Here is a 25,455-nt window from a genome sequence, read left to right on the forward strand (position 1 = left end):
CCTCGGCGGACCGGCCGGAACTGCGATCCGCGCGCGCGGATCGTCGCCTGACCGAACAGGGCCGCGGAGGCGGTCCGGGAGGAAGTCATGGGTATTCCCAATATGGACCTGGCGCAGGTCGTCCTCTACGTCTTCTGGCTCTTCTTCGCCGGCCTGATCTTCTATCTCCATCGGGAGAACAAGCGGGAAGGGTATCCGCTCCAGTCGGACCGGAGCAACGAGCGGGTCTCGATCGTCGGCTTCCCGGAGCCGCCGCCGTCGAAGACCTTCCATCTTCCCCATGGCGGCACGGTCACGGTTCCGGAGGATCGGGTCGATCGCCGCGCGGTCGCCGCCGTCCCGGTCGCGCCCTGGCCGGGGGCGCCGCTGACCCCGACCGGCAATCCGATGCTCGACGGCGTCGGCCCGGGCGCCTGGGCGGAGCGGCTCGACGAGCCGGATCTGACCGTCGACGGCGATCCGAAGATCGTGCCGCTCCGGGTGGCGACGGACTACTATCCGGCTCCGCAGGATCCCGATCCGCGCGGCATGACGGTGGTCGGGGGTGACCGCAAGGTCGCCGGCACCATCGTCGACGCCTGGGTCGACCGCTCCGAGTTCATCTTCCGCTACTACGAGGCGGAGCTGACCGGCTCGGGGCGCCGGGTGCTGATCCCGGTCAATTTCGCCGCCATCGACGGCCGGCGCCGGAGCGTCCGCGTGGACGCGATCTTCGCGGCCCAGTTCCAGACGGTCCCGGCATTGCGCAATGCCGACCAGGTGACCTTCCTGGAGGAAGAGAAGATCTGCGCCTATTTCGGCGGCGGGCTGCTCTATGCCGAACCGAAGCGGACGGAGAGCTGGCTGTGACCGACGCTCCCGCTCCCGATGGCCTGCCGGAGGCGCTGCCCAGGGGCGAGCGCATCCTGTGGCGCGGCCGGCCCGACCCGCTGGCCCTGATGTTCGCGGCCTTCCGGATCGGCTGGGTGGCGGCCTATTTCGCAGTGCTGTTCGTCTGGCGCGGCGCGGGCCGACTCTCTGCGGGTGCCGGGTGGCTGGACGCGCTCGGCTATGCCGCCTTCATCCTGCCGATCGCGGCGGCCGCGATCGGCATCCTGGCCCTGCTCGGCTGGCTCGCCGCGCGGACCACGCTCTACACCGTGACCGACCGTCGGCTGGTCCTGCGCATCGGCATGGCCCTGCCGATGACCGTGAACCTGCCCTTCGACGTGGTCGCCGGGGCGGCCGTGAAGCCGCGCGGACGGGGCTGCGGCGACATCGCCTTCGCGCTGAAGCCGGAGGCGCGGGTCAGCTATCTGGCGCTCTGGCCGCATGTTCGGTCGTGGCGCTTCGCCCGGCCGGAACCGTCGCTGCGCGCGGTTCCCGAGGTCGATGCCCTGGCGCTTCGGCTGGCCGAGACCCTGCGGCGTACGGAACGTCAGACGACCGGCCCGGCTGCCAGGCCGGCGCGGGACGGCATGCCGGCGGGCATCGCCGTGGCGGCGGAATGAGCGGCGGGGAGGGCGGACCATGAGCGAGATTTTCGCCGAACACCCCATTCCCCGCGCGGCCATCGTGGGAGCCGGCCTGCTGGTCGCCGTGACGGTGGTGGCAGCCGGGATCGGCCGGCATACCGGCCTCGGCACCCAGGCCCATCCCGAAATGGCGATGGTCCAGGCTGTCGATCTCGTCTTCCGCGACCGCCCCAACGGTGCGATCGCGGTGACCGGCCCGCACGGCACCGTCGTGCTGGAGTCCGGCGAAAACGGTTTCGTCCGCGGCATCCTGAGGGGGATGGCCCGCGAACGGAAAACCTACGGCGTGGGCACCGAGGTGCCTTTCCGCCTGATCCGGCGCGTCGACGGCCGGCTGGTGCTGGAGGATCCGGCAACCCGCCAGACGCTCGACCTGGGAGCGTACGGATCGGGCAATGCGGAGGCGTTTGGGCGCCTCCTGCACGGCTGAAGACGACCCATCCGAACCGCCCTGCGAGGGGTGGCGAAGACTGGCATCGAGGGAGGACTCAACATGATGTCGGACTGGTTCGAACCGCAAAGGCCGCGTCGTGTCGGCTGCACGGTTGACATCGAGAACACCGCCGAAAGGCTGCATGCCCATGTCTCGCTCGACGGCTACGACCCCGAGCCGGGCGACGAGGTGATCGTCCACGACGCCCCGGTCGACGTGCCGTTCGGCGCCCATATCGTGGTGCGCCGCGAGGCGACCGTGATCCCGGCCTCGCGCCTCGGCTGGCTGTTCAGCAAGGCCGCCGGCTATCTCGAACTGACCGAGCTCTACGAGGTCGGCTTCCAGGAAGGGAGGCCGTCATGATCCCGATGGAGGGCGGCGCGGTCGCCACGACCAGCACCAACGAGATGGCGCAGACGGATACGATCCTGTCGCCGCGCTTCTACACCACCGACTGCGAGGCGCTCGACGCGCTCAACGTGGAGGGCGTCCGGGCCGAGTGGGACGAGATCATGGCGGAGATGCGCGCCGATCTGAACCGCGGCCATTTCCAGAAGAACGCCGAGTTCGACGACTTCAAGATGGAGGACCTGCCGGAGGACCTGCGCAAGGAGTTCACCGACTTCCTGGTCAGCTCCCTGACGGCGGAATTCTCCGGCTGCGTGCTCTATGCCGAGATCAAGCGGCGGATCAAGAATCCCGAACTGCGCGAGCTGTTCGGCTTCATGACGCGCGACGAATCCCGCCATGCCGGCTTCATCAACGAGGCCCTGAAGGATGCCGGCATCGGCATCGATCTGGGCTTCCTGAAGCGGGCGAAGAAATACACCTATTTCAAGCCCAAGTTCATCTACTACGCGACCTATCTGTCCGAGAAGATCGGCTACGCGCGCTACATCACCATCTACCGGCAGTTCGAGCGGAATCCGCAGTTGCGGTTCCACCCGATCTTCAAGTGGTTCGAGAAGTGGTGCAACGACGAGTTCCGGCATGGCGAGGCCTTCGCGCTGATCATGCGGTCGGACCCGAAGCTGACATCCGGTCTGAACGAATACTGGGTGCGCTTCTTCCTGCTCGCCGTCTACGCGACCATGTATGTGCGCGACCACATGCGGCCGGCCTTCCACAAGGCGATCGGGGTCGATCCGACCGACTACGACTACCAGGTGCTGCGGCTGACGACCGAGATCTCGCGCCAGGTGTTCCCGATCACGCTCGACATCGAGAGCCCGGCCTTCCGCCGGGGCTTCGACCGGCTCTGGCATCTGGCGGAACGGATCGAAGCTGCGCGGCAGCAGGGTGGCGTGATCGGCTGGGCGAAGCGGATGGTGTGGGCCTCGGGCGCCGCCGTCACCTTCGCGCGGCTCTATCTGAAGCCGGTCAACCGCAATGCGGTGCCGGCTCGGGTGCGGCTCGCCCCGGCCTGGTAGGCCCGGCACCCGCTTCCGCCTTAAGCGCGTGACGCCGCCCCGCTGACGGGGCGGTGGATTTCCGGGAGGGAGGCCCGAGATCCGTGAACGCAACCGGCCTGGCCATCGCCCACGCCCTGTTCCTGTGGTGGTTCGGCACCGGCATCGTCCTCTATCTGGATGGGCTGCCGCGCCGGACCTTTCCGTGGACCGTGGCGGGTGCCACGGCGCTCCTGGGGCTTGCGCTCTGGGGGCTGGCGGCGACGCGGGACGACAGTTCGGTGACCGGCGCCCATCTCGCCTTCGCGGCGGCCATCGCGGTCTGGGCCTGGAACGAGATCCTGTTCCTGACCGGCTTCGTCACCGGTCCGCGCCGCGGCCTGCAGGCCGCGGGGGATCGCGGCTGGCGCCGCTTCGCCGGCGCCGCCGGCACGGTGCTCTATCACGAGCTCCTGCTCGCCGCCTCGCTTCTGGTGGTCGCGCAGGTCGTCGCGGGAGGGACCAACCCGGTCGGCTTCTGGACCTTCCTCACCCTCTGGGGCATGCGGCTGTCGACCAAGGTCAACATCTTCCTCGGCGTCCGCAACCTCAGCGAATCCTTCCTGCCGGACCATCTCGCCTATCTGGCGAGCTACTTCCGGCGGGCCCCGATGAACCCGTTCTTCCCCGTCTCGCTGGTCCTGTCCTCGGCCCTATTCGCGGGCCTGGTCGCGGCGGCGATCGCGCCGGAGACGGGGGCATTCCTGGCCACCGCCGTAACCCTGATCGCGACCCTGGTCGGGCTCGCGATCCTCGAACACGGCTTTCTGGTTCTGCCGCTCGATGTCGCCGCTCTGTGGCGCTGGGGCTTCCGATCCCGCCGTGCGGGTGCCTGCGGGCATCCGCCTGTCCTGACATGCGATCCGCCGCCGCGTGCGGCGGCCGACCATCCACCGAGGTCAGTCTGATGGATTACGAAGCCTTTTTCCTCAGCGGTCTTCAGTCCCTGCGCGCCGAGGGCCGCTACCGCGTGTTCGCCGATCTCGAGCGCCATGCCGGCGCCTTTCCGAAGGCGAGCCGGCACAGCCCGAACGGCATACACGACGTGACCGTCTGGTGCTCGAACGACTATCTCGGCATGGGCCAGCATCCGGCCGTTCTGGCGGCGATGCACGAGGCGATCGACAGCTACGGCGCCGGCGCCGGCGGGACGCGGAACATTTCCGGCAACTGCCACACCCATGTCCTGCTCGAACGCGAGCTGGCCGATCTGCACGGCAAGGAAGCGGCGCTGCTGTTCACCTCCGGCTTCGTCTCCAACTGGGCCGGGCTCGGCACGCTGGCGGCGCGCCTGCCCAACTGCGTCGTCTTCTCCGACGCCGGCAACCATGCCTCCATGATCGACGGCATCCGGCAGAGCCGCTGCGTCAAGCGCGTCTTCGCCCACAACAACCCGCGCGATCTCGACCGGCAGTTGGCCGAGGTCCCCGCCGACGTGCCGAAGCTGGTCGCCTTCGAATCCGTCTACTCGATGGACGGCGACATCGCGCCGATCGACGAGATCTGTTCGGTCGCCGAAGCCCATGGGGCGATGACCTATCTGGACGAGGTCCACGCGGTCGGTCTCTACGGCCGGCGCGGCGGCGGCGTCTCCGAAGCGACCGGCCAGGCGCACCGGCTGACCGTCATCGAGGGCACCCTCGGCAAAGCCTATGGGGTGGTCGGCGGCTATATCGCGGCCTCGCGCGCGCTGTGCGACTATGTCCGCAGCTTCGCTTCCGGCTTCATCTTCACCACCGCCCTGCCGCCCGCGGTCGCCGCCGGCGCGATGGCGTCGATCCGGCACCTCAAGGCGAGCGAGGTGGAGCGCCTGCGCCAGCGCGACCGCGTCGCGCGCGTCCGCCAGCGGCTCGATGCGGCGGGTCTGCCGCATCTCGACAATCCCAGCCACATCATCCCGGTCATGGTCGGCGACGCGACGCTGTGCAAGCAGATCTCCGATCGTCTGCTCGACGATTTCGACATCTACGTCCAGCCGATCAACTACCCGACCGTCCCGCGCGGCACCGAACGGCTCAGGATCACGCCCTCGCCGTTCCACAGCGATGCGGACATCGAGCATCTCGTCTCGGCCCTGTCGGAGATCTGGGCGGACATCGGACTGGAGCGGGTCGCCGCCTGAAGGACCGGGCGAGAGACCAAGGGGGAACCGACATGCTGACCCGCGTCGACGAGACGGACGAAACGGCCGCGACGGGCCCGGCCCGCGGCCGGACCAACTTTCCCTTCACGGCCATCGTCGGCCAGGAAGAGATGAAGCGCGCGCTGATGCTGGCGGCCGTCGACCCGGGTCTCGGCGGCGTGCTGATCCTCGGCGATCGCGGCACCGGCAAATCGACCGCGGTGCGCGCCCTGGCGGCCCTGCTGCCGGAGCGTCGTGCCGTGGCCGGCTGCCGGTTCGCCTGCGATCCCGACGACCGCGACGACCTGTGCGCGGAGTGCGCCGCCGCAGGTCCGCGCAGCCTGCGGGTCGTGCGGGTGCCGATCCCGGTCGTCGACCTGCCGCTCGGCGCGACCGAGGACCGCTTGGTCGGGGCGCTCGACCTGGAACGGGCCCTGACCCGCGGCGAGAAGGCCTTCGAACTCGGCCTGCTCGCCCGGGCCCATGGCGGCTTCCTCTATATCGACGAGGTCAACCTGCTCGAGGATCATCTCGTCGACCTCCTGCTCGACGTGGCGGCGTCGGGCTCCAACGTGATCGAGCGCGAGGGGCTCAGCCTGCGCCATCCGGCTCGCTTCGTGCTCATCGGCAGCGGCAATCCGGAGGAGGGCGAGCTGCGCCCGCAGCTGCTCGACCGGTTCGGCCTTGCGGTCGATGTCGGCACTCCCGCCACGGTCGCCGAACGGGTCGAGGTCGTGAAGCGGCGCACCGCCTTCGAGCGTGATCGGGCCGGCTTCGCGGCAGCCTGGAGCAAGGACGAGGCCAAGGCGCGCCGCCGCATCGTCGTCGCCCGCAAGGCGCTCGAAGCCGTCGCGGTGCCGGATGCCGCCATCGAGCGGGCCGCGCAACTGTGCATCGCGCTCGGCACCGACGGCCTGCGCGGCGAACTGACCATCATCCGGGCCGCCCGGGCGCTCGCCGCCCTCGAAGGCGCCGCGGCGGTCGGCGACGACCAGATCCGCCGGATGGCCCCGTCGGCGCTGCGCCATCGGCTGCGCCGCAACCCGCTCGACGATGTCGGCTCGACCGCCCGGGTCGAGATCGCGCTGCGCGAGGTGTTCGCGTCATGACCGCGCCGGACCGGACCCAGCAAGCCTTCGCGGATGCCTCGCGGGCCGCCGATCTGATCGCGGTCGACCCGGTCGGATTGGGCGGTCTCATTCTCGGCGGCGGCCGCGGCGCGACCGACCCGATCGTCGAACGGCTGGTCGCACAGCTCGGACCGGGCATCGCGCTGCGCCGTCTGCCGGCCTCGATCGATCCGGGTCGGCTCGACGGCGGGCTCGATGTCGCCGCGACGCTGGCCGCCGGCCGTCCGGTCGACCGACCCGGACTGCTCGCCGAGGCGGCCGGAGCCCTGCTGGTGGTGCCGTCGGCCGAACGGCTCGGCACGGCCACGGCCGGCCGGCTGGCCGCCGCGCTCGACCGGTCCGACACCGTGCCGCCGGCCGCCGCCCGGCGCCCGCTCCAGACGCTGCCCCCCATCGTCGTCGCGCTCGACGAAGGCGGCCCGGACGATCCGCCGCTGCCGGGCGCGCTCACCGACCGGCTCGCCTTCCGGATCGACCTGTCCGCGGTGCGGCTGGCCGACCTGGTGCCCGAGGACGAACCGGACATCGAGGCGGCGCGGGCTCGGCTCGGCGCCGTCGACCTGCCGGATCCGCTCCTTCACGCGCTTGCCGAGGCTGCCATCGCGCTCGGGGTCGGCTCGCCGCGAGCGCTCATTCTGGCGGCGCGCACCATGCGGGCGTCCGCGGCGCTGGCCGGCCGGTCTGTGCCGGCCGACGAGGACGTCGTCGCCGCCGCCCATCTGGTGCTGGCGCCGCGTGCGACCCGCTGGCCGATGCAGGAACCGGAGGCCGCCGAACCGCCGCCGCCGCCCGCGGAGGCACCGGACGATGCGGCCGAGACCGACACCGATCCGTCCGATCGCCCGCTCGCCGACCGCGTGATCGAAGCGACCGCCGCCCTTCTGCCGCCGGACCTGCTCGCCCGCCTCGCCACGGCTCGCTCCGCCCCGCGTTCGGCGGCGGATGGCCGGTCCGGACCCGATCGCAGGACGCCGCGCGGCGCCGGCGGCCGGCCGCTGCCGAGCCGGCCCGGCCGGCCGACCGGCGGCGCGCGGCTCGATCTCCTCGAGACCCTGCGCCGTGCCGCGCCCATGAAGCGCCTGCGCGCCGCGCCGCCGCCCGGCATGATCGTGGCCGTGCGCCCGGCCGACCTGGCGATCCGCCGGCACCGCCGCCATGCGCGCTCGACTACGGTCTTCGTCGTCGATGCCTCCGGGTCGTCGGCCCTGCACCGGCTCGCCGAGGCCAAGGGGGCGGTCGAGATCATCCTGTCGGATTGCTACGTCCGCCGCGATCGCGTCGCCCTGCTCATCTTCCGGGGCCGCGTCTGCGAGACCGTGCTGCCGCCGACCGGCTCGCTCACCCAGGCCCGGCGCCGCCTCGCCGACATGGCTGCCGGCGGCGGTACGCCGCTCGCCGCCGCGATCGAGGCCGGGCTCGCGCTGGCGCTGCGTCTGGGACGGGCCGACGAGGCGCCGAACCTCGTCTTCCTGACCGACGGGCAGGGCAACGTCGCCCTCGACGGCGCCGGCGGGCGGGGCCGGGCGGAGGCCGATGCGCTCGCCGCGGCGGCCCGGCTGCGCGTCCACGCCGTCCCGACGCTGATGCTGGACATTTCCGATCGCCCCAATCCACGCGCCGGTCGCCTCGCCGAGGCGATGGGCGCCACCTACCTGCCGCTGCCGCGCGCCGATGCCGGCGTCGTTGCTGCGGCCGTCCGTTCCAGGGTGCCGGCCCGTCGCGCCGGCTGACAGGCGGGCTTTCCCGCCGCATCGCGGGCTGGTCCCGCCCGGTTGCGGGTTCGCCCGCCGGAATGCGGGTTCGCCCGCCGAATTGCGGGTTCGTCCCGCCGGAATGCGGGCTGGGCCCGCCAGTCACGCGGGTTCGTCCCGCCAACATGCGGGCTCGCCCCGCCAGAAACGCGGGTTCGTCCCGCCAACGTGCGGGTTCGTCCCGCCAATGAGGTGCTGACATGGCCCCGGAAGGAAACGCTCTCCTGTCCCATATCGCCGTGCCGGCCGACATCCGGGCACTCGACCCCGCGCTGCTGCCGCGGCTCGCCGACGAGTTGCGCGGCACGCTGGTCCGCTCGGTGTCGCGGACCGGCGGCCATCTTGGCGCCAGCCTCGGCGTGGTCGAACTGACCATCGCGCTGCATCGGGTGTTCGACACGCCCGACGACATCCTGATCTGGGATGTCGGCCACCAGGCCTATCCGCACAAGATGCTGACCGGACGGCTCGGCCGGCTGGAGACCATCCGCCAGGGCGGCGGGTTGTCCGGCTTCACCAAGCGCGACGAAAGCGCCTACGACCCGTTCGGCGCCGGCCATTCCTCGACCTCGATCTCGGCCGCGCTCGGCTTCGCGGCTGCCCGCCGCCTGCTCGGCCGGTCCGGACGGGTGGTCTGCGTCATCGGCGACGGCGCTCTGTCGGCGGGCCTCGCCTATGAGGGCCTGAACAATGCCGGCGCCTCCGGGCTGCCGGTGACCGTCATCATCAACGACAACGCCATGTCGATCTCGCCGCCGGTCGGCGCCCTGTCGGGCCATCTCGACGCCCTGGCGGGGGGCACCAACGCGCCCGAGAACCTGTTCACGGCGCTCGGCTTCACCTATCGCGGCCCGGTCGACGGTCACGACATGACGGCTCTGGTCGAGGCGCTGGAGGCGGTCCGCGATTGCGGCGGGCCGGTCGTCCTGCATGTCCGCACCGAGAAGGGCCACGGCTATGCCCCGGCCGAAAAGGCCGCCGACCGCCTGCACGGCGTCACCCCGTTCGATCCGGCCACCGGCGTGCAGGCCAAGCCGAAGGCCCTCGCGCCGAGCTTCACCCAGGTCTTCGCCGATGCGCTGATCGCGGAGGCACGCGACGACCGGCGCATCGTCGGCATCACCGCCGCGATGGCCTCCGGCACCGGCATCGAGCGCTTCGCCAAGGCCTTCCCGGACCGCGCCTTCGATACCGGCATCGCCGAGCAGCATGCCGTCACCTTCGCGGCCGGCCTCGCCTGCGAGGGCATGAAGCCCTTCTGCGCGATCTACTCGACCTTCCTGCAGCGCGCCTACGACCAGATCGTCCATGACGTGGCGATCCAGCACCTGCCGGTGCGCTTCGCCATCGACCGGGCCGGCGTGGTCGGCGCCGATGGGGCGACCCATGCCGGCAGCTACGATCTGGCGATGCTCGCCTGCCTGCCCGGCATGGTCGTGATGGCGCCGGCCGACGAGGCCGAACTGCGCGACATGGTCGCCACCGCCGCGGCCTATGACGAGGGGCCGATCGCCTTCCGCTTCCCGCGCGGCGACGGCTTCGGCGTCGATCTCAGCGAACCGGCGCGCGTGCTCACGATCGGGCGCGGCCGCATCTATTCGGAAGGCGAGGATGTCGCGATCCTGTCGCTGGGCACCCGGCTCGCCGCCGCCGGCGACGCCGCCGACCGGCTGGCGCGCGACGGCATCTTCGCCACGGTGGTGGATGCCCGCTTCGTCAAGCCGCTCGATGCCGAACTGATCCTGTCGCTGGCCCGCCGCCATCGCGTCCTGATCACGGTCGAGGAGGCCGCCGGCGGCTTCGGCACCGCGGTCCTCAGGCTCATCGCCGAGGCGCGCATGCCGGTCGGACGCCTGGTCGTGCGGACCCTCGCCCTGCCGGACCGGTTCCTGCCCCATGACGGCCCCGGCGTCCTGCTCCAGGCGGCCGGGCTCGACGGCGCCGGTATCGCCGAGGCCGCCCGGTCTGCACTCGAACAGACCCGTCCGCGCATGGCCAACCGGCCGGTTCTGGTCGCCGCCGGACTGCCGGGATTCGTGTCATGACCCATCCGGGCGCGGTGGCGGCTGCCTCTCCGCCGGCGCGGCGCTCGCTCGCCACGCTGGCGCGCCTGCGCTTCGATCGCGACGGGCAGGACTGGCCGAACCGGGCGGCGAGCCGCTTCGTCCGCGCCGATATCCTGTGGCACGTCCAGGTCATGGGCTCCGGCCCCGCGGCCCTGCTGATCCACGGCACCGGCGCCTCGACGCATTCCTACGCGGCGCTCGCGCCGCTTCTGGCCCGGCATTTCACCGTCGTGCTGTGCGACCTTCCCGGTCACGGCTTCAGCGAGCCGCTGCCGTCCGGCCGCACCAACCTGCCCGGAATGGCGGCCGCCCTGGCGGCCCTCCTGCGCGCGCTGGAGGTCGAGCCGGTGCTCGCCGTCGGCCACTCCGCCGGGGCGGCGATCGCCTTGCGGCTATGCCTCGACGGCGCCATCCATCCCGGTCTCGTGGTCAGCCTGAACGGCGCGCTGGCCGGCTTCGGCGGACCGCTCGCCCGGGCCGTCTCGCCGGTCGCCCGGTTCCTGGCGCTCAACCCGCTCCTGCCGCGCTTCTTCGCCCGCCGGGCGCGCGATCCGGCCGTGGTCGACAGGCTCCTGGAGCGCACCGGATCGCGGCTCGATCCGGCCGCTGCCGGCTTCTACCGGCGGCTCGCCGCCGATCCCGACCAGGTCGCCGCCGCCTTCGGCATGATGGCCGGCTGGGACCTGGAACCGCTGTTGCGCGACCTGCCGCGCCTGAAGGTCCCGGTGCTGCTGGTCGCCGGCGCCCGCGACGGCATGGTGCCGGCCCGTCAGGCCGGCGAGACGGCCCGCCGTCTGGCGCGGCCCGAGATCGTGGAACTGGCCGGGCTCGGCCACCTCGCCCATGAGGAGGCGCCCGACCGCATCGCGGCGCTGATCGCGGCGGCGGCGGTGCGCCACGGACTCTTGCCGGAGGGTGCCCCATGAGCGGACACGACGCCTCGCTGCATCGCGCCGCCCGCCCGGTCCGCCGCCAGCCGCATGCGGTGGTGATCGGTTCCGGCTTCGGCGGGCTCGCCGCCGCCATCCGGCTCGGCGCGCGCGGCTACCGGGTCACCGTGCTGGAAAGGCTCGAGCAGTCCGGCGGCCGCGCCCGGGTCCATCGGCAGGACGGCTTCACCTTCGATGCCGGCCCGACCATCGTCACCGCCCCGCATCTCTTCGCCGAATTGTGGGCGCTGTGCGGGCGCGACATGGCGGCCGATGTCGATCTGAGGCCGATCGATCCCTTCTACCGCATTCGCTTCCACGACGGCTCGACGATCGACTGCTCGGGCGATCCGGCCCGCATGCGCGCCGAGGTCGACCGCCTCGCCCCCGGCGACGGGCCGGGCTACGAGCGCTTTCTCGCCCATGCCGAGGCGATGTTCCGGGTCGGCTTCGAGAAGCTCGGCGATGTGCCGTTCGACCGCGCCGCCGACATGGCGCGCGTCCTGCCGGAACTGGTCCGGCTCGGCGGCTGGCGGTCGGTGCATGCGCTGGTCTCGTCCTACGTCAAGGACGAGCGGCTGCGCATCGCGCTCGGCTTCCACCCGCTGTTCATCGGCGGCAATCCCTTCACGGCCACCGCCGTGCTGGTGCTGGTCTCCGCGCTCGAACGGCGCTGGGGCGTGCATTTCGCCATGGGTGGGACCGGCCGGCTGGTCGCCGGCCTGGTCGGGCTGATCGAGCGGCAGGGCGGGCGCATCCGCCACGGCGCCGAGGTCGACCGCATCCTGGTCGAGAACGGACGCGCCTGCGGGGTGCGGCTCGCCGGCGGCGAGACGGTCCCGGCCGATATCGTCGTCTCCAATGCCGATGCGGCCGCCACCTATCGCCAGCTCCTGCCGGCCGCGGCGCGTCGTCGCTGGACCGACCGCAAGGTCGGCCGGATGCGCCAGTCGATGAGCCTGTTCGTCTGGTATTTCGGGACCGACAGGACCTATCCGGAGGTGCCGCACCATACGATCCTGCTCGGCCCGCGCTATCGGGAGCTGCTGGCGGAGATCTTCGGCGCCCGTGCCCTGCCGGCGGATTTCAGCCTCTACCTGCATCGCCCGACCGCGACCGATCCGAGCCTGGCGCCGTCCGGCTGCGACGCCTTCTACGTTCTGGCGCCGGTGGCCAATCTGGATGCGCCGATCGACTGGACCCGTGCCGCCGAACCCTATCGCCGGGCGATCGCGGCCGAACTGGAACGCACCGTCCTGCCGGGGCTCGGCGCTGCGCTGGTCACCTCGCGGGTGACCACGCCGCTCGATTTCGCCGCCGATTTCCTGGCCGAGAAGGGCGCCGCCTTCGGGCCGGAGCCGGTGCTGACCCAATGCGCGTGGTTCCGGCCGCACAATCGCAGCGAGGATGTGGACGGGCTCTATCTGGTCGGTGCCGGCACCCATCCGGGCGCCGGGCTGCCGGGCGTGCTGTCCTCGGCCCGCATCCTCGATCGGGTGGTGCCCCATGCCGATGCTCTCGTCCGCTGACCGCCGCGCCTGCCGCAGGAGCCTCGCGGAGGGCTCGAAATCCTTCTTCGCGGCCTCGCTCTTGCTGCCGCCGCGGCTGCGCGGGCCGGCGACCGTGCTCTATGCCTTCTGCCGTGCGGCCGACGATGCGGTCGACGGCAGCGCCGATCCGGCCGCCGCGGTCGCCGACCTGCGCCGGCGGCTCGACCGCATCTATGCCGGCCGGCCGGCAGCCTGCCCGGTCGAGCGCCTGTTCGCCGATCTCGTCGAGACGATCGATCTGCCGCGCGCCTTGCCGGAGGCCCTGATCGAGGGCTTCGCCTGGGATGCGGATGGCCGGCGCTATGCCGATCTCGCCGCCCTGGAGGCCTATGCGTTCCGGGTCGCCGGCGTGGTCGGGATGATGATGTCGGTGCTGATGGGGCGCCGTTCGGAGGCGGCGCTCGCACGGGCCGCCGATCTCGGCATCGCCATGCAGTACACCAACATCGCGCGCGACGTCGGCGAGGATGCCCGTGCGGGACGGCTCTATCTGCCGCTCGACTGGCTCGCCGCCGAAGGGCTGGACGGTCCGGCGCTGCTCACGGCGCCGTCCCCGTCGCCCGGCCTCGCCCGGGTGGTGGCGCGCCTGCTGGCGGCGGCCGAGAGCCACTATGCCCGCGCGGAAGCCGGCATCGCGCTGCTGCCGCCGGATTGCCGTCCGGCGATCCATGCCGCCCGCCTCGTCTATCGCGAGATCGGCCATCGCCTGGCCGCAGCCGGGCACGATTCGATTTCGGCCCGCACCGTCGTGCCCGGCCGGCGCAAATTGGTGCTGATGGCCGATGCCGTGGCGGCGGCGCTGCTTTCCGGATCGACACCGCGCGCCGATGCCGCGCCGGACAGCGCCCGCGACCTGGTCGCCCGGCTTGCCGCCGAAAGGCCCGGCCCGGCCGCTGCGCGGCCCGGATCCGCCGCGCGGCTGATCGAGATCCTGACCATCCAGGAGGAGCGCCGCCGCGCGTCGCGGCGGCCGATGCCGGTGCGCGTCGGGGTCCGGTCATGACCGAGGCCGACGGCAGCAACTGGATGCTCTTCTCGGCCTTCGAGATGATGCTGGTCTTCCTGCCCGCCCTGGCCTTCGCCTGGTGGGAGCTCAGATCGCTGAAGCGGTTGCGCGAGGCGCGCGAGCGGCAGGAGCGAGAGCGCGACGCGCGGCCTCCGGACGCCGGCAGGTCCACGGGCGGGTCCGCGGGCGAGACGCGGCCATGAACGGTTCAGGCGCGGCGCGGCATGCGGAAGGGCAGCATCATCTGCACGACCGGCCGGCGGAACCGATCCAGCGACAGGCTCTCGTGAATGCCGACGGCCGGCTCTCCACCGATCGTCGCGGCGACCAGCGATCGGGCGTAGAAGGGCGCATCCTCGAGCGTCTTCAGGATGCGCGTGCTGCTGGCGTCCTCCGAGGCGACCGGGCGGGCGATCCGCCACAGGGTCGGCTTCAGGGCGACGAAGGGCGGCAGCGGCCCGGGCACCGGAGGGCCTGCCGGCGGGAAGGCCAGAGCGAAGCCGCGCGGCCCCTCCCGGCGACCCTCGACGGCGTAGCAGACCGTGGTGCCGGCCGGGTTGGTCAGGCGCGCCCAGGACCAGGACCGGAAGCCGGCCTCGATCGGCTCCGTGCCGCGATTGTGATCGAGATAGGCGTTGCCGCGCCAGGCAAGGCGCGGCTGTTCGAACGCGACCTCGATCCGGGCGACCGGCGCGATCGGGCGCCAGACATGGCGGGCGTCCTCGCCGAGGGCGTAGTCCTCGGTGCCGAGTGCCGGCAGGTCGAGCCGGATCGTGCCCCGCAGACGGCGCGGCCAGGGCACCGCGATCTCGTCGATCTCGACGATCAGCTGCCGCCCCTCGCGCCGCATCCGGCTCGGCCCGACCTCCAGGAGGTCGGGGCCGCGCCGCAGCGCCCCGCGGCCGCGCTCCGTCATCGCCCAGGCCGCGCCGCGCCCGTAGAGCGCGACGTTGATGGCGACGTGATTCTCCGGATCGGCCGCACCGCGCCGGCGCGCGAAGGCGTAGTAGGGCGAGAAGACGCTGCCGACGAAGCCGATCACCGTGATCGCCGATGCGCCGTCGTCGCTCACGCCGTCGAGGTACCACCAGGCATAGCCGCCCGGTGCGACCGGGTGGTCGAAGTCCAGTCCCGGATCGCCGACAGGGCCGCCAGCCGCCCCGACAGAGCCGCCATCGGCAGGCCGGGTCCCGGATGAGCGCTGCCGCCCGCCAGATAGAGACCCGGGATCGAGGTCCGCGGACCGGGCCGCCGGAAGGCCGACGACCAGCCGTGGGTCGCCCGCCCGTAGAGGGCCCCCCCGGTCGCCGGAAAGCGGCGGGCGAAGTCCGCGGGCGTCGTGATCCGGCTCTCCGCCGCCGTTACGGTCAGGCCGAGCCGCTTCAGATGGGCGAAGGTCGCGGTCTCGCATCGCGCGATCTCCTGCGGTTCGAGGGGGCGCAGATCGCCGTCCGCCGGCGCATTGACGAGGACCAGCAGCCGTTCCGGCCCGCCCGGATCGCGATCCTGGGCGCGGTCCTGCGCGCAGACATAGACGGTCGGCTCGGTCGGCAGGCGCCGGTGATGGAACAGATCCTCGAATTCCCGCCCGTAGTCCGACGAGAAGAACACGCTGTGGCGGACGAGAGGAAAGCCGGAGACCTCCCCGGCGATCGCCCAGGTGACGGCCGACAGCGACCGGGTCAGCCGGGGCATCGCCGGCGCAGCCGGGGCGGCGGCCGGGCCGAGCAGCCCGGCGCCGAGCGCAGCGATGTCGCCGTTGTGGACCACGATGTCGGCCGGCAGGACGTCGCCGTCGGCGAGCCGCACGCCGGTGGCACTGCCATGGGCGACGATGATCTGCGTCGCCTCCGCGGCGAATCGGAAGCGCGCGCCGCAGCGCTGCGCCAGGTCCGCAACCGCCCGGGCGATCGTGCTCATGCCGCCCTCGACCGCGAAGACGCCGAGGCGTTCGACATGGGCGACCAGCATCAGCGTCGCCGGGGCCGCGAAGGGCGAGGAGCCGCAATAGGTCGCGTAGCGGGCGAACAGCTGGCGCAGGCGCGGATCCTGGAAATAGCCGCCGAGCGCCTTCCAGAGCGACGTGAACGGGCGCAGGGCGATCAGATCGGGCAATCCGCTCAGGCCGGCCCGCCGCAGCAGCCCGGCGAGGCTCGCCCCGTCGGCATTCAGATAGGGCTGATCGAGCGTGTCGAAGACGTGCCGGGCGGCACGGCAGAAATCGAGGAAACGCCCGGATTCGCCCGACCCGGCGAAGCGGCCGATCTCGTCGGCGGTCTCGAGCGGATCGGCGAGCAGGTCGAGCCGCTTGCCGTCCGGCCAGGCGTGCCGCGCCAGCACGTCGACCGGCACCAGCCGGACATGGTCGTCGAGCCGCGCGCCGCCGCTGGCGAACAGGGCCTCGAAGATCGGCTTGAGGGTGAAGACGGTCGGCCCGCAATCGATCGGACCGGCCAGCGTGTCGATCACGGCGAGCTTGCCGCCCGGCCGGCCGGCCCGTTCCAGCACGGTCACGTCCATCCCGGCCGCGGCGAGTTCGACCGCCGCCGCGAGGCCTCCCATGCCGCTGCCGATCACGACCACGCGGGCAGACATGGCCAGGCTCCCCGGATTGACACTCTCCGCTTTGCAGTGTCATATTTTTCGGACAGATATGAAAGTCAAAAATATCTGACAGTCATAGAGGAGCGCTCGCCATGGACGCTGCAGGCCGCATCGAGACCGCCCTCGAACTGGCACTGGCCACGGCCAGGGACGGATGTCCCCCGCGGCTCGGCGGCGCGCTTCGTGATGCGGTGATACCCGGCGGCGCGCGGCTCCGGCCGCGGCTGACCCTCGCGGTCGCCTTCGCCTGCGCAGACGATCAGCCGGCCACGGCCGATGCCGCCGCCGCCGCCATCGAGCTCCTGCATTGCGCCTCGCTGGTCCATGACGACATGCCCTGCTTCGACGATGCCGCATTGCGCCGCGGTCGCCCGTCGATCCATGCCGCCTATGGCGAGAATGTCGCTCTTCTGACCGGCGATGCCCTGATCGTGCTGGCCTTCTCCGAACTGGCGCGGCGGGTCTCCGACCCGGTGCGGCTCCGGCGGCTGATCGGCATCGTCGCCGATGCGGTCGGCGCGCCGAACGGCATCGTCGCCGGCCAGGCGCAGGAATGCGAACCGAGCATCGGGCTCTCCGACTATCACCGCCGCAAGACCGGCGCGTTGATCTCGGGCGCCACCATGGCGGGCGCCGCCGCGGCCGGCTTCGAACCGGAGCCCTGGCGGGCGCTCGGCATGGCGATCGGCGAGGCCTATCAGGTCGCCGACGACATCCGCGACCTGGTCTGCGAGCCCGCCGAACTCGGCAAGCCGGTCGGTCGCGATGCGGCCCTCGGGCGGCCGAGCGCGACGCGGGAATTCGGCATGGCCGGCGCGATGGACCGGTTGCGGGTGCTGGTCGCCCGCGCCGTCGAGGTGGTGCCGGTCTGTCCGGGCGACGCGCTGCTCAAGGCCATGATCCTGCGCGAGACGCGCAAGTTCCTGCCGGCGGAACTGGCGGCCGAGGCGGCGTGACATGGCCGCCCAAACCGACGGCTGGGCCGGCAGGGTGAGGGACGGACCGTTCGCGCGCCTGCGCGACCGGCTCGCCGGCTGGCGCAACCGCTTGGTCGAAAGTCAGCGATTCCAACGTTTTGCGGCCGACCTGCCGGTTGTCCGGCGGGTCGCCGGCCGGCACGCGTCCGATCTCTTCGATCTGTGCGCCGGCTTCGTCTACTCGCAGATCCTGCTCGCCGGCGTGCGGCTGCGGCTGTTCGATGCCGTCGCCGGTGAGCCCCTCGCGCTCGACGCGCTGGCCTCGCGTCTCGGGCTCGAGCCGGAGCCCACGGCCCGGCTGGCGGATGCCTCGGTGGCGCTCGGGCTTCTGGAACGGCGCCCGGACGGCCGCTACGGGCTCGGCCTGCTCGGCGCCGCCCTGCGCGGCAATCCCGGCCTGCAGCGGATGATCGAGCACCACGCCCTGTTCTACCGCGATCTCGCCGACCCGGTCGCGCTCCTGCGTGCCCCGCCGGGCGGCACCGAACTGGCGCGGTTCTGGCCCTATGCGGACGGGCCCGGCACGGAGACGCACCCGGCTGCGGCCTATTCGGAGCTGATGGCCTCGACCGTCGGCTTCGTCGACGGCGATGCCCTCGACGCCTACGATTTCGGCCGGCACCGGCGCGTGCTCGATGTCGGCGGCGGCACCGGCGGCTTCCTGGCGGCGCTGGCGGCGCGCCATCCGACGCTCGACCTGGTGCTGTTCGACCTTCCCCCGGTGGCCAGGCTGGCCGCGGCGCGCTTCGCCGAACTCGGTCTCGGCCATCGCGCCCGCGTCGCGGCGGGCGACTTCCGCAGCGACCCGCTGCCCGCCGGGGCGGACCTGATCACGCTCGTCCGCATCCTGCACGATCATCCCGACGCGATCGTCCTCACGCTTCTGCGCGCCGCGCGCGCGGCCCTGGAGCCGGGCGGGCGACTTCTGGTCGCCGAGCCGCTCGCCCGGACCCCGGGCGCGGAACGCATGGGCGATGCCTATTTCGGCTTCTACCTGATGGCCATGGGACGGGGCCGACCGCGCTCGGCCGACGCGGTCGGCCGCCTGATGGTCGCGGCGGGCTTCACGGATATCCGCCGTCATCCGACCCGCCGGCCCATGCTGGTGTCGCTGCTGTCAGCGGCGGCGGACACAAAAGCGGCTACAGAACGTAAATAATAATTGACACAAGAGACCGTCAGGCGTCTCTTACAGTCAATGTCGTGTGTCGCCTCCGGGGAGGAGAAGCGTCATGGAAACCGTCGCCGTCGTCCTGCGAAATCCCGGTGCCCTGGCGCTTGAGCGCGTCGGGTGCCTGCCGGCCGGCGCGGAGGACGTGCTGGTCGAGACCGCCTATTCGGGCATTTCCACGGGCACCGAGAAGCTGCTCTGGTCCGGCCGGATGCCACCCTTTCCGGGCATGGGCTACCCGCTCGTGCCGGGCTACGAGACGGTCGGCCGGGTGGTCGATCCGGGTTCGAGCGGGCTCGACGAGGGCACCTTCGTGTTCGTGCCGGGCGCCCGCTGCTACGGACCCGTCAAGGGCCTGTTCGGCGGTGCGGCGCAGCGGCTCCTGGTCGATGCCAACCGGATCACGCCGATCGACGAGACGCTCGGTGCGAACGGGACCCTGCTGGCGCTGGCGGCCACGGCGCGCCATGCGCTTGCCGGCGGACCGTTGCCCAAACTGATCATCGGCCACGGCGTGTTCGGACGGCTGCTCGCCCGCCTGACCGTGGCGCTCGGCGGCCACCCGACCGTGATCGAGCGCAATCCCAGCCGCCAGATCGGCGCGCGCGGCTACCGCGTGCTCGACCCGGACGAGGATCCGCGCCGCGACTACACGGTGATCTACGACGCCAGCGGCGACAGCGAGGTGATCGACAGTCTGGTCGCCCGGGCCGCGCCCGGCGCCGAGATCGTCCTCGCCGGCTTCTACGAGGGACGCCCGAGCTTCGCCTTCCCGCCGGCCTTCATGCGCGAGATCCGTCTGCGCATCGCGGCCGAATGGCGGCCGGACGATCTCGCCGCCGTCCTGGCACTGCTCGCCGACGGGCGCCTCTCGCTCGACGGCCTGATCTCGCACCGGGCGCCCGCCGCCGATGCGCCGGAGGCCTACCGCAAGGCCTTCAGCGATCCGGGTTGTCTGAAGATGATCCTCGATTGGAGGGCTACGGCATGAACACGATCGTCAAGACGCCCGATGCGGCCACGCCGACCCACGATCCGGACGAGCTGCCGGTCATCCCGGCCACCAAGGCCACCCAGATCATCGCCATCTACGGCAAGGGCGGCATCGGCAAGAGCTTCACGCTCGCCAATCTCAGTTACAACATGGCGCAGAACGGCAAGAAGGTTCTGCTGATCGGCTGCGATCCGAAGAGCGACACGACCTCGCTCCTGTTCGGCGGCCGCGCCTGCCCGACCATCATCGAAACCTCGGCGCGCAAGAAGCTGGCCGGCGAGGACGTGAAGATCGGCGATGTCTGCTTCAAGCGCGACGGCGTCTTCGCCATGGAGCTGGGCGGACCGGAGGTCGGCCGCGGCTGCGGCGGCCGCGGCATCATCCATGGCTTCGAACTGCTCGAGAAGCTCGGCTTCCACGAATGGGGCTTCGACTACGTCCTGCTCGACTTCCTCGGCGATGTGGTCTGCGGCGGCTTCGGCCTGCCGATCGCCCGCGACATGTGCCAGAAGGTGATCGTGGTCGCCTCCAACGACCTGCAGTCGCTCTATGTCGCCAACAATGTCTGCTCGGCGGTCGACTATTTCCGCAAGCTCGGCGGCAATGTCGGCGTGGCCGGCATGGTGATCAACAAGGATGACGGCACCGGCGAGGCGCAGGCCTTCGCCGATCGGGTCGGCATCCCGGTGCTCGCCGCCATTCCGGCCGACGAGGACATCCGCCGCAAGAGTGCGAACTATCAGATCGTCGGCCGGCCGGGCGACCGCTGGGCGCCGCTGTTCGACGACCTCGCCGGCAATGTCGCCGACGCGCCGCCGGTCCGTCCGCGGCCGCTCGGCCAGGACGACCTGCTCGGCCTCTTCAAGAGCGAGGATGTCGGCCGCGACTGGGTGCTGGAACCGGCCACGCTCGAAGACATGTGCGGGCTTTCCGATCTGTCCCGGCCGTCGCTCGAGATCGTCTATCAAACCGTCTGATCGGTGTCGCCATGACCGTCGTCCTCGATGAAGCAGGACCGTCCCCGGTCGCCGACAGCGTCGTCAACGACGGCTGTCACGGCGGGGCTGAGACCCTCAGGGCCGCCGCCCGTGCCGCCGGCGGATCGGAACTGCTCGACCGCCTGGCCGAGGACTATCCGGTCGGCCCGCACGACCGGCCGCAGAGCATGTGCCCGGCCTTCGGTTCGCTGCGGGTCGGCCTGCGCATGCGCCGCACCGCGACCGTGCTGTCCGGCTCGGCCTGCTGCGTCTACGGCCTGACCTTCACGTCGCATTTCTACGGCGCCAAGCGCACGGTCGGCTACGTTCCGTTCAATTCGGAGACGCTGGTCACCGGCAAGCTGTTCGAGGACATCCGCGACGCCGTCCATGCGCTCGCCGATCCCGCCCTCTACGACGCCATCGTGGTCACCAATCTGTGCGTGCCGACCGCCTCCGGCGTGCCGCTCCGGCTGCTGCCGAAGGAGATCAACGGCGTCCGCATCGTCGGCATCGACGTGCCCGGTTTCGGCGTGCCGACCCATGCGGAAGCCAAGGACGTGCTAGCCGGCGCGATGCTCGCCTTCGCCCGCCGCGAGGCCGAGAACGGCCCGGTGCTGGCGCCGCGCGGCGGACCGTCCGACCGGCCGACCGTGACGCTGCTCGGCGAGATGTTCCCGGCCGATCCGGTCGGCATCGGCCGCATGCTGGAGCCGATGGGCCTTGCCGCCGGCCCGGTCGTGCCGACGCGCGAATGGCGCGAGCTCTATGCCGCCCTCGACGGCGCCGTGGTGGCGGCGATCCATCCCTTCTACACGGCCTCGGTGCGCGAGTTCGAAGCGGCCGGGCGGCCGGTGGTCGGCTCCGCGCCGGTCGGCGTCGACGGCACCATGGCCTGGCTCGATGCGATCGCGGCCGCCGCCGGCGTTCCGGCCCGTCTCGCCGACGAGGCCAAGAACCGCCAGCTCGCCGCCATCCGCGGTGCGCTCGCCGGCTCTCCCGTCAAGGGCCGGATCACGGTCTCGGGCTATGAGGGCTCCGAGCTCCTGGTCGCCCGTCTGCTGATCGAGAGCGGTGCGGAAGTGCCCTATGTCGGCACGGCCTGCCCGCGCACGCCCTGGTCGGAGGCCGACCGGACCTGGCTCGAGGCCCGTGGCGTCGAGGTCGTCTACCGCGCCTCGCTCGAACGCGATGTCGCCGCCGTCATGGCGATCCGGCCCGATCTTGCCATCGGCACGACCCCGGTCGTGCAGAAGGCCAAGGAGATGGCCATCCCGGCGCTTTATTTCACCAATCTGGTCTCCGCACGCCCGCTGTTCGGCGCTGCCGGCGCCGGTTCGCTGGCCCATGTCGTCAATGGCGCGATCGGCAACGGCGCGCGCTTCGCCCGCATGGAGGCCTTCTTCGACGGGGTCGGGGAGGGCGACACCGCCGGCGTCTGGGCCGGCGAGCCGCTCAAGCGCCCCGCCTTCCGCGAACAGATGCGCCGCCGGCGCGAATCCGCCTCCAAGGCGAAGAAGGCCGAGGAGATGATCTGATGCTCGTCCTCGACCATGACCGGGCCGGCGGCTACTGGGGTGCCGTCTATGTCTTCACGGCCATAAAAGGTCTCCAGGTGGTCATCGACGGCCCGGTTGGCTGCGAGAACCTGCCGGTCACCTCGGTGCTGCACTATACCGACGCGCTGCCGCCGCACGAGCTGCCGATCGTCGTGACCGGGCTCGGCGAGGAGGAACTCGGCCAGCACGGCACGGAAGGTGCGATGAAGCGGGCCCGCCGGGCGCTCGATCCAGACCTGCCGGCCGTGGTCGTCACCGGTTCGATCGCCGAGATGATCGGCGGCGGCGTGACGCCGGAAGGCTCGAACATCCAGCGCTTCCTGCCGCGGACCATCGACGAGGACCAGTGGCAATGCGCCGACCGGGCGCTGACCTGGCTCTGGAAGGAGTATGGTCCGAAGAAACAGAAGCCGGCTAAGGAGCGGGCTCCCGATGTCCGCCCGAAGGTCAATATCATCGGCCCGAGCTACGGCATGTTCAACATGCCGTCCGATCTCGCCGAGATCCGGCGCCTGATCGAAGGCATCGGCGCGGAGGTCGGCATGACCTTCCCGCTCGGCAGCCATCTGGCCGACGTCCCGCGGCTCGCCGAAGCCGAAGTCAATGTCTGTCTCTATCGCGAATTCGGCGCCGCCCTGTGCGAGCAGCTCGACCGGCCCTGGCTGCACGCGCCGATCGGCCTGCATGCCACCACGGCCTTCCTGCGCGCACTCGGCGCGACGCTCGGTCTCGATCCGGAACCGTTCATCGCCCGCGAGAAACACACGACGATCAAGCCGTTGTGGGATCTCTGGCGCTCGGTGACGCAGGATTTCTTCGGCACGGCGAGCTTCGCGGTGGTCGCCTCGCAGACCTATGCGCGCGGCATCCGGCAGTTCCTGGAAGACGAGATGGGCCTGCCCTGCACGCTGCAGACGGCGCGCATTCCCGGTGCCAAGACCGACAACGAGGCCGTCCGCCGGTCCCTGAAGGCCACGCCGCCGTTGGTCCTGTTCGGTTCCTACAATGAGCGCATGTATGCGGCCGAGGCCGGCGGGCGCTCGATCTATATCCCGGCTTCGTTTCCGGGGGCGATCATCCGCCGGCATACCGGAACGCCGTTCATGGGCTATTCGGGCGCCGTCTACCTGGTGCAGGAAGTCTGCAACGCCCTGTTCGACGCCCTGTTCCATATCCTTCCGCTCGGCACCGATCTTGATCGGATCGATCCAACGCCGGCTAAGCATCTTGCCGAGCTGGCCTGGGAGCGCAATGCCGAGGAAGCGCTCGAAGCGGCGCTGGAACGCCATCCGGTGCTGGTGCGCATTTCGGCTGCGCGCCGGCTGCGCGACGGCGCCGAACGCGATGCGCGCCGCCGCGGCGACACCAGCGTCACCACAGCATCCGTCTTTCGCGCCACCAGCGAACTCGAAGGCGCCGCCTGACGACGGCGACCCGCGCCGCCTTGGCGGCACCAGAGAACGACAACACGGGGGAAGTTTCGATGTCCACCGCCCTGCCGATCGGGCTTCGGCCCGAACTGCGCCGCCAGCGTGAGGCCACCGCCTATCGGGTGCTGTTCCTGGCGACCTTCCCGGTCTTCCTGATCGCCGCGCTCTGGCAGATCGTCCTGGAAGCCGCCGGCCTCGTGCCCGGCGCGCCGGGGCCGCGCTCGCTCTTCGGGCGCGCCCGGTCCATGGCCCACGCGGCCATCCCCTACTGTTTCATGGGCTGAACGAGCCCTCACGAATTCGGCCGGGACCGCCCGGCCGAATGCCGCGCCGGCACGTCCGGGGCGGCAGAACCCAGCCGCGCGGGCCTGCGCGGCAACGGCAAGACATTTGCGGAGGCCGAGATGGCAGAGGCAAAGAGTTCGTTGTCCGGGCTGACCGACCAGGAAGCACAGGAATTCCACGGCATCTTCATGAAGAGCTTCATCGGCTTCGTGATGGTCGCAGTGGTCGCCCATGTGCTCGTCTGGATGTGGCGGCCCTGGTTACCCCCGCTGAAGGGCTACGCCTCGACGCTCCTCGATGGAGCCGAGCGGCTCGCCCAGCACGCGACCACGTTCCTGACCTGAAGGAGAGAAGACCATGTACAAGATCTGGCTTCTCTTCGATCCCCGTCGGGCGCTGGTGGCGCTGTTCACCTTCCTGTTCGTGCTCGCAGTGCTGATTCACTTCATCCTGCTCAGCACGGACCGGTTCAACTGGATCGAGGGCCCGCGCAAGAAGACGGCCGAGATTCAGCACGTGATCGACCCCCCGACCGCACTGGTGGGTTGACCCGTCCCGGACGGCTGCCGGATCGCCCCCGGCAGCCGCTCCATCCGCCGCAATTCCGCTGCGCGCGCAAACCCGAGAAGACAACGCCGGCCCGCCTGGCCGATCGTTGCCGGTGGAGGGCATCCTCATGGCCATGCTGAGCTTCGAACGGAAATACAGGGTCCGAGGAGGCACCCTCGTCGGCGGCGACCTCTTCGACTTCTGGGTCGGCCCGTTCTATGTCGGTTTCTTCGGTGTCACCACGATCTTCTTCGCGGCCCTCGGGACCGCATTGATCGTCTACGGCGCCGCGCTGGGTCCGACCTGGAACATCTGGCAGATCTCGATCGCGCCGCCGGATCTGAAATACGGCCTCGGCCTGGCACCCCTTCAGGAAGGCGGGCTCTGGCAGATCATCACGGTCTGCGCCATCGGCTCCTTCGTCTCCTGGGCGCTGCGCGAGGTCGAAATCTGCCGCAAGCTGGGCATGGACTATCACGTGCCCTTCGCCTTCGGCGTCGCGATCTTCGCCTATGTCTCGCTGGTGGTGATCCGGCCGGTCCTGCTCGGCGCCTGGGGACATGGCTTCCCGTACGGGATCTTCAGCCACTTGGACTGGGTGTCCAATGTCGGCTACCAGTATCTCCATTTCCACTACAACCCTGCGCATATGATCGCGGTGTCGTTCTTCTTCACGACGACCTTCGCGCTGGCGCTGCACGGCTCTCTGATCCTGTCGGCTGCGAACCCGCCCAAGGGCGAGGCGATGAAGACCGCGGAGCATGAGAACACCTTCTTCCGCGACACGATCGGCTATTCGATCGGCACGCTCGGCATCCACCGCCTCGGCCTCCTGCTCGCCCTCAGCGCGGGCTTCTGGAGCGCCGTCTGCATCATCATCAGCGGCCCGCTCTGGACGCGCGGATGGCCGGAATGGTGGGGCTGGTGGCTCGACCTGCCGATCTGGAACTGAGGGAGGCC

26 protein-coding genes are annotated in these 25,455 nt (G+C 71.2%); 24 read left to right on the top strand and 2 right to left on the bottom strand.

Features of this window, described 5'->3' with window-relative positions; genetic code table 11:
* Positions 1–87: 87 nt before the first annotated feature.
* The 14 genes from puhA (at position 88) to ABB55_RS15425 (ending at position 14,152) form a co-directional block, all read left to right on the top strand.
* Positions 88–849 carry a photosynthetic reaction center subunit H gene (gene puhA, locus ABB55_RS15360; RefSeq protein WP_054359591.1) on the top strand — a complete coding sequence of 254 codons (762 nt, stop codon included), beginning with the start codon at positions 88–90 and terminating at the stop codon, positions 847–849.
* A complete protein-coding gene (gene puhB, locus ABB55_RS15365; protein WP_054359592.1) occupies positions 846–1,490 on the top strand; it encodes a photosynthetic complex putative assembly protein PuhB in 645 nt (214 codons plus the stop codon). Before puhA ends, puhB begins: the two co-directional genes overlap by 4 nt.
* Before the next feature lie 19 nt (positions 1,491–1,509).
* Positions 1,510–1,944: a photosynthetic complex assembly protein PuhC gene (gene puhC / locus ABB55_RS15370; protein ID WP_054359593.1), complete on the top strand. Its 435-nt coding sequence runs from the start codon at positions 1,510–1,512 to the stop codon at positions 1,942–1,944.
* A 66-nt stretch (positions 1,945–2,010) separates the two neighbouring features.
* A complete protein-coding gene (locus ABB55_RS15375) occupies positions 2,011–2,310 on the top strand; it encodes a hypothetical protein (RefSeq protein ID WP_200912107.1) in 300 nt (99 codons plus the stop codon).
* The gene (gene acsF / locus ABB55_RS15380) at positions 2,307–3,377 is read left to right on the top strand and encodes a magnesium-protoporphyrin IX monomethyl ester (oxidative) cyclase (RefSeq protein WP_054359595.1); all 1,071 of its coding nucleotides are present in this window, start codon (positions 2,307–2,309) and stop codon (positions 3,375–3,377) included. Before ABB55_RS15375 ends, acsF begins: the two co-directional genes overlap by 4 nt.
* A gap of 83 nt (positions 3,378–3,460) precedes the next feature.
* A complete protein-coding gene (puhE, locus tag ABB55_RS15385; RefSeq protein WP_083463651.1) occupies positions 3,461–4,303 on the top strand; it encodes a putative photosynthetic complex assembly protein PuhE in 843 nt (280 codons plus the stop codon).
* Positions 4,303–5,517 carry a 5-aminolevulinate synthase gene (gene hemA / locus ABB55_RS15390; RefSeq protein WP_054359596.1) on the top strand — a complete coding sequence of 405 codons (1,215 nt, stop codon included), beginning with the start codon at positions 4,303–4,305 and terminating at the stop codon, positions 5,515–5,517. The genes puhE and hemA overlap by 1 nt, the downstream gene beginning before the upstream one ends.
* Positions 5,518–5,648: 131 nt before the next feature.
* Positions 5,649–6,626, top strand: coding sequence for a magnesium chelatase ATPase subunit I (gene bchI, locus ABB55_RS15395; RefSeq protein WP_054362080.1), 978 nt, complete (start codon positions 5,649–5,651; stop codon positions 6,624–6,626).
* Positions 6,623–8,377, top strand: coding sequence for a magnesium chelatase subunit D (locus tag ABB55_RS15400; RefSeq protein ID WP_054359597.1), 1,755 nt, complete (start codon positions 6,623–6,625; stop codon positions 8,375–8,377). The genes bchI and ABB55_RS15400 overlap by 4 nt, the downstream gene beginning before the upstream one ends.
* 221 nt (positions 8,378–8,598) lie before the next feature.
* Positions 8,599–10,443: a 1-deoxy-D-xylulose-5-phosphate synthase gene (gene dxs / locus ABB55_RS15405; protein WP_054359598.1), complete on the top strand. Its 1,845-nt coding sequence runs from the start codon at positions 8,599–8,601 to the stop codon at positions 10,441–10,443.
* Positions 10,440–11,390, top strand: a complete 951-nt coding sequence (bchO, locus tag ABB55_RS15410) for an alpha/beta fold hydrolase BchO (RefSeq protein ID WP_083463653.1) — start codon at positions 10,440–10,442, stop codon at positions 11,388–11,390. Before dxs ends, bchO begins: the two co-directional genes overlap by 4 nt.
* Positions 11,387–12,922: a phytoene desaturase gene (locus tag ABB55_RS15415; RefSeq protein ID WP_054359599.1), complete on the top strand. Its 1,536-nt coding sequence runs from the start codon at positions 11,387–11,389 to the stop codon at positions 12,920–12,922. Before bchO ends, ABB55_RS15415 begins: the two co-directional genes overlap by 4 nt.
* Positions 12,906–13,946 (top strand): phytoene/squalene synthase family protein, encoded by a 1,041-nt coding sequence (locus tag ABB55_RS15420; RefSeq protein ID WP_420848248.1) that lies wholly within the window; start codon positions 12,906–12,908, stop codon positions 13,944–13,946. The genes ABB55_RS15415 and ABB55_RS15420 overlap by 17 nt, the downstream gene beginning before the upstream one ends.
* Positions 13,943–14,152, top strand: a complete 210-nt coding sequence (locus ABB55_RS15425) for a hypothetical protein (protein WP_054359601.1) — start codon at positions 13,943–13,945, stop codon at positions 14,150–14,152. Before ABB55_RS15420 ends, ABB55_RS15425 begins: the two co-directional genes overlap by 4 nt.
* Positions 14,153–14,157: 5 nt before the next feature.
* Here the strand turns inward: ABB55_RS15425 and ABB55_RS15430 are convergent, their stop codons facing one another.
* Both ABB55_RS15430 and crtD read right to left on the bottom strand, forming a co-directional pair.
* Positions 14,158–15,021, bottom strand: coding sequence for a hypothetical protein (locus ABB55_RS15430; protein ID WP_244472046.1), 864 nt, complete (start codon positions 15,019–15,021; stop codon positions 14,158–14,160).
* Positions 15,018–16,544 (bottom strand): 1-hydroxycarotenoid 3,4-desaturase CrtD, encoded by a 1,527-nt coding sequence (gene crtD / locus ABB55_RS15435; RefSeq protein ID WP_054359602.1) that lies wholly within the window; start codon positions 16,542–16,544, stop codon positions 15,018–15,020. Before crtD ends, ABB55_RS15430 begins: the two co-directional genes overlap by 4 nt.
* 101 nt (positions 16,545–16,645) lie before the next feature.
* Between crtD and ABB55_RS15440 the strand changes: the two genes are divergently transcribed.
* The 10 genes from ABB55_RS15440 to pufL all read left to right on the top strand — a co-directional run bounded on the left by ABB55_RS15440 (position 16,646) and on the right by pufL (position 25,447).
* Positions 16,646–17,509, top strand: a complete 864-nt coding sequence (locus ABB55_RS15440) for a polyprenyl synthetase family protein (RefSeq protein ID WP_054359603.1) — start codon at positions 16,646–16,648, stop codon at positions 17,507–17,509.
* A gap of 1 nt (position 17,510) precedes the next feature.
* Positions 17,511–18,689, top strand: coding sequence for a methyltransferase (locus ABB55_RS15445; protein ID WP_054359604.1), 1,179 nt, complete (start codon positions 17,511–17,513; stop codon positions 18,687–18,689).
* Positions 18,690–18,762: 73 nt separating this feature from the next.
* Entirely contained in the window at positions 18,763–19,692 is a 930-nt protein-coding gene (gene bchC, locus ABB55_RS15450) for a chlorophyll synthesis pathway protein BchC (RefSeq protein WP_054359605.1), read from the top strand.
* The gene (locus ABB55_RS15455; RefSeq protein WP_054362083.1) at positions 19,689–20,672 is read left to right on the top strand and encodes a chlorophyllide a reductase iron protein subunit X; all 984 of its coding nucleotides are present in this window, start codon (positions 19,689–19,691) and stop codon (positions 20,670–20,672) included. The genes bchC and ABB55_RS15455 overlap by 4 nt, the downstream gene beginning before the upstream one ends.
* 11 nt (positions 20,673–20,683) lie before the next feature.
* Positions 20,684–22,210 (top strand): chlorophyllide a reductase subunit Y, encoded by a 1,527-nt coding sequence (gene bchY / locus ABB55_RS15460; protein ID WP_054359606.1) that lies wholly within the window; start codon positions 20,684–20,686, stop codon positions 22,208–22,210.
* Positions 22,210–23,655 (top strand): chlorophyllide a reductase subunit Z, encoded by a 1,446-nt coding sequence (gene bchZ / locus ABB55_RS15465; RefSeq protein ID WP_054359607.1) that lies wholly within the window; start codon positions 22,210–22,212, stop codon positions 23,653–23,655. Before bchY ends, bchZ begins: the two co-directional genes overlap by 1 nt.
* Before the next feature lie 59 nt (positions 23,656–23,714).
* A complete protein-coding gene (locus ABB55_RS15470) occupies positions 23,715–23,945 on the top strand; it encodes a hypothetical protein (protein ID WP_244472047.1) in 231 nt (76 codons plus the stop codon).
* Between the two features lie 120 nt (positions 23,946–24,065).
* A complete protein-coding gene (gene pufB, locus ABB55_RS15475) occupies positions 24,066–24,290 on the top strand; it encodes a light-harvesting antenna LH1, beta subunit (protein ID WP_054359608.1) in 225 nt (74 codons plus the stop codon).
* A gap of 13 nt (positions 24,291–24,303) precedes the next feature.
* Positions 24,304–24,495, top strand: coding sequence for a light-harvesting antenna LH1, alpha subunit (gene pufA, locus ABB55_RS15480; protein ID WP_054359609.1), 192 nt, complete (start codon positions 24,304–24,306; stop codon positions 24,493–24,495).
* A 127-nt stretch (positions 24,496–24,622) separates the two neighbouring features.
* On the top strand, positions 24,623–25,447 hold the full coding sequence (gene pufL / locus ABB55_RS15485; protein WP_054362085.1) for a photosynthetic reaction center subunit L: 825 nt from the start codon (positions 24,623–24,625) through the stop codon (positions 25,445–25,447).
* Positions 25,448–25,455 lie beyond the last annotated feature (8 nt).

Origin of the sequence: Prosthecodimorpha hirschii (assembly GCF_001305515.1) — a bacterium.
Classification (GTDB): Bacteria; Pseudomonadota; Alphaproteobacteria; order Rhizobiales; family Ancalomicrobiaceae; genus Prosthecodimorpha; species Prosthecodimorpha hirschii.

Coding starts and splice junctions, on each gene's coding strand:
- puhA (WP_054359591.1), top strand. CDS start 88: ATGGGTATTCCCAATATGGACCTGGCGCAGGTCGTCCTCTACGTCTTC.
- puhC (WP_054359593.1), top strand. CDS start 1,510: ATGAGCGAGATTTTCGCCGAACACCCCATTCCCCGCGCGGCCATCGTG.
- ABB55_RS15375 (WP_200912107.1), top strand. CDS start 2,011: ATGTCGGACTGGTTCGAACCGCAAAGGCCGCGTCGTGTCGGCTGCACG.
- acsF (WP_054359595.1), top strand. CDS start 2,307: ATGATCCCGATGGAGGGCGGCGCGGTCGCCACGACCAGCACCAACGAG.
- hemA (WP_054359596.1), top strand. CDS start 4,303: ATGGATTACGAAGCCTTTTTCCTCAGCGGTCTTCAGTCCCTGCGCGCC.
- bchI (WP_054362080.1), top strand. CDS start 5,649: ATGAAGCGCGCGCTGATGCTGGCGGCCGTCGACCCGGGTCTCGGCGGC.
- ABB55_RS15400 (WP_054359597.1), top strand. CDS start 6,623: ATGACCGCGCCGGACCGGACCCAGCAAGCCTTCGCGGATGCCTCGCGG.
- dxs (WP_054359598.1), top strand. CDS start 8,599: ATGGCCCCGGAAGGAAACGCTCTCCTGTCCCATATCGCCGTGCCGGCC.
- bchO (WP_083463653.1), top strand. CDS start 10,440: ATGACCCATCCGGGCGCGGTGGCGGCTGCCTCTCCGCCGGCGCGGCGC.
- ABB55_RS15415 (WP_054359599.1), top strand. CDS start 11,387: ATGAGCGGACACGACGCCTCGCTGCATCGCGCCGCCCGCCCGGTCCGC.
- ABB55_RS15420 (WP_420848248.1), top strand. CDS start 12,906: ATGCTCTCGTCCGCTGACCGCCGCGCCTGCCGCAGGAGCCTCGCGGAG.
- ABB55_RS15425 (WP_054359601.1), top strand. CDS start 13,943: ATGACCGAGGCCGACGGCAGCAACTGGATGCTCTTCTCGGCCTTCGAG.
- crtD (WP_054359602.1), bottom strand. CDS start 16,544: ATGTCTGCCCGCGTGGTCGTGATCGGCAGCGGCATGGGAGGCCTCGCG.
- ABB55_RS15440 (WP_054359603.1), top strand. CDS start 16,646: ATGGACGCTGCAGGCCGCATCGAGACCGCCCTCGAACTGGCACTGGCC.
- ABB55_RS15445 (WP_054359604.1), top strand. CDS start 17,511: ATGGCCGCCCAAACCGACGGCTGGGCCGGCAGGGTGAGGGACGGACCG.
- bchC (WP_054359605.1), top strand. CDS start 18,763: ATGGAAACCGTCGCCGTCGTCCTGCGAAATCCCGGTGCCCTGGCGCTT.
- ABB55_RS15455 (WP_054362083.1), top strand. CDS start 19,689: ATGAACACGATCGTCAAGACGCCCGATGCGGCCACGCCGACCCACGAT.
- bchY (WP_054359606.1), top strand. CDS start 20,684: ATGACCGTCGTCCTCGATGAAGCAGGACCGTCCCCGGTCGCCGACAGC.
- bchZ (WP_054359607.1), top strand. CDS start 22,210: ATGCTCGTCCTCGACCATGACCGGGCCGGCGGCTACTGGGGTGCCGTC.
- ABB55_RS15470 (WP_244472047.1), top strand. CDS start 23,715: ATGTCCACCGCCCTGCCGATCGGGCTTCGGCCCGAACTGCGCCGCCAG.
- pufB (WP_054359608.1), top strand. CDS start 24,066: ATGGCAGAGGCAAAGAGTTCGTTGTCCGGGCTGACCGACCAGGAAGCA.
- pufA (WP_054359609.1), top strand. CDS start 24,304: ATGTACAAGATCTGGCTTCTCTTCGATCCCCGTCGGGCGCTGGTGGCG.
- pufL (WP_054362085.1), top strand. CDS start 24,623: ATGGCCATGCTGAGCTTCGAACGGAAATACAGGGTCCGAGGAGGCACC.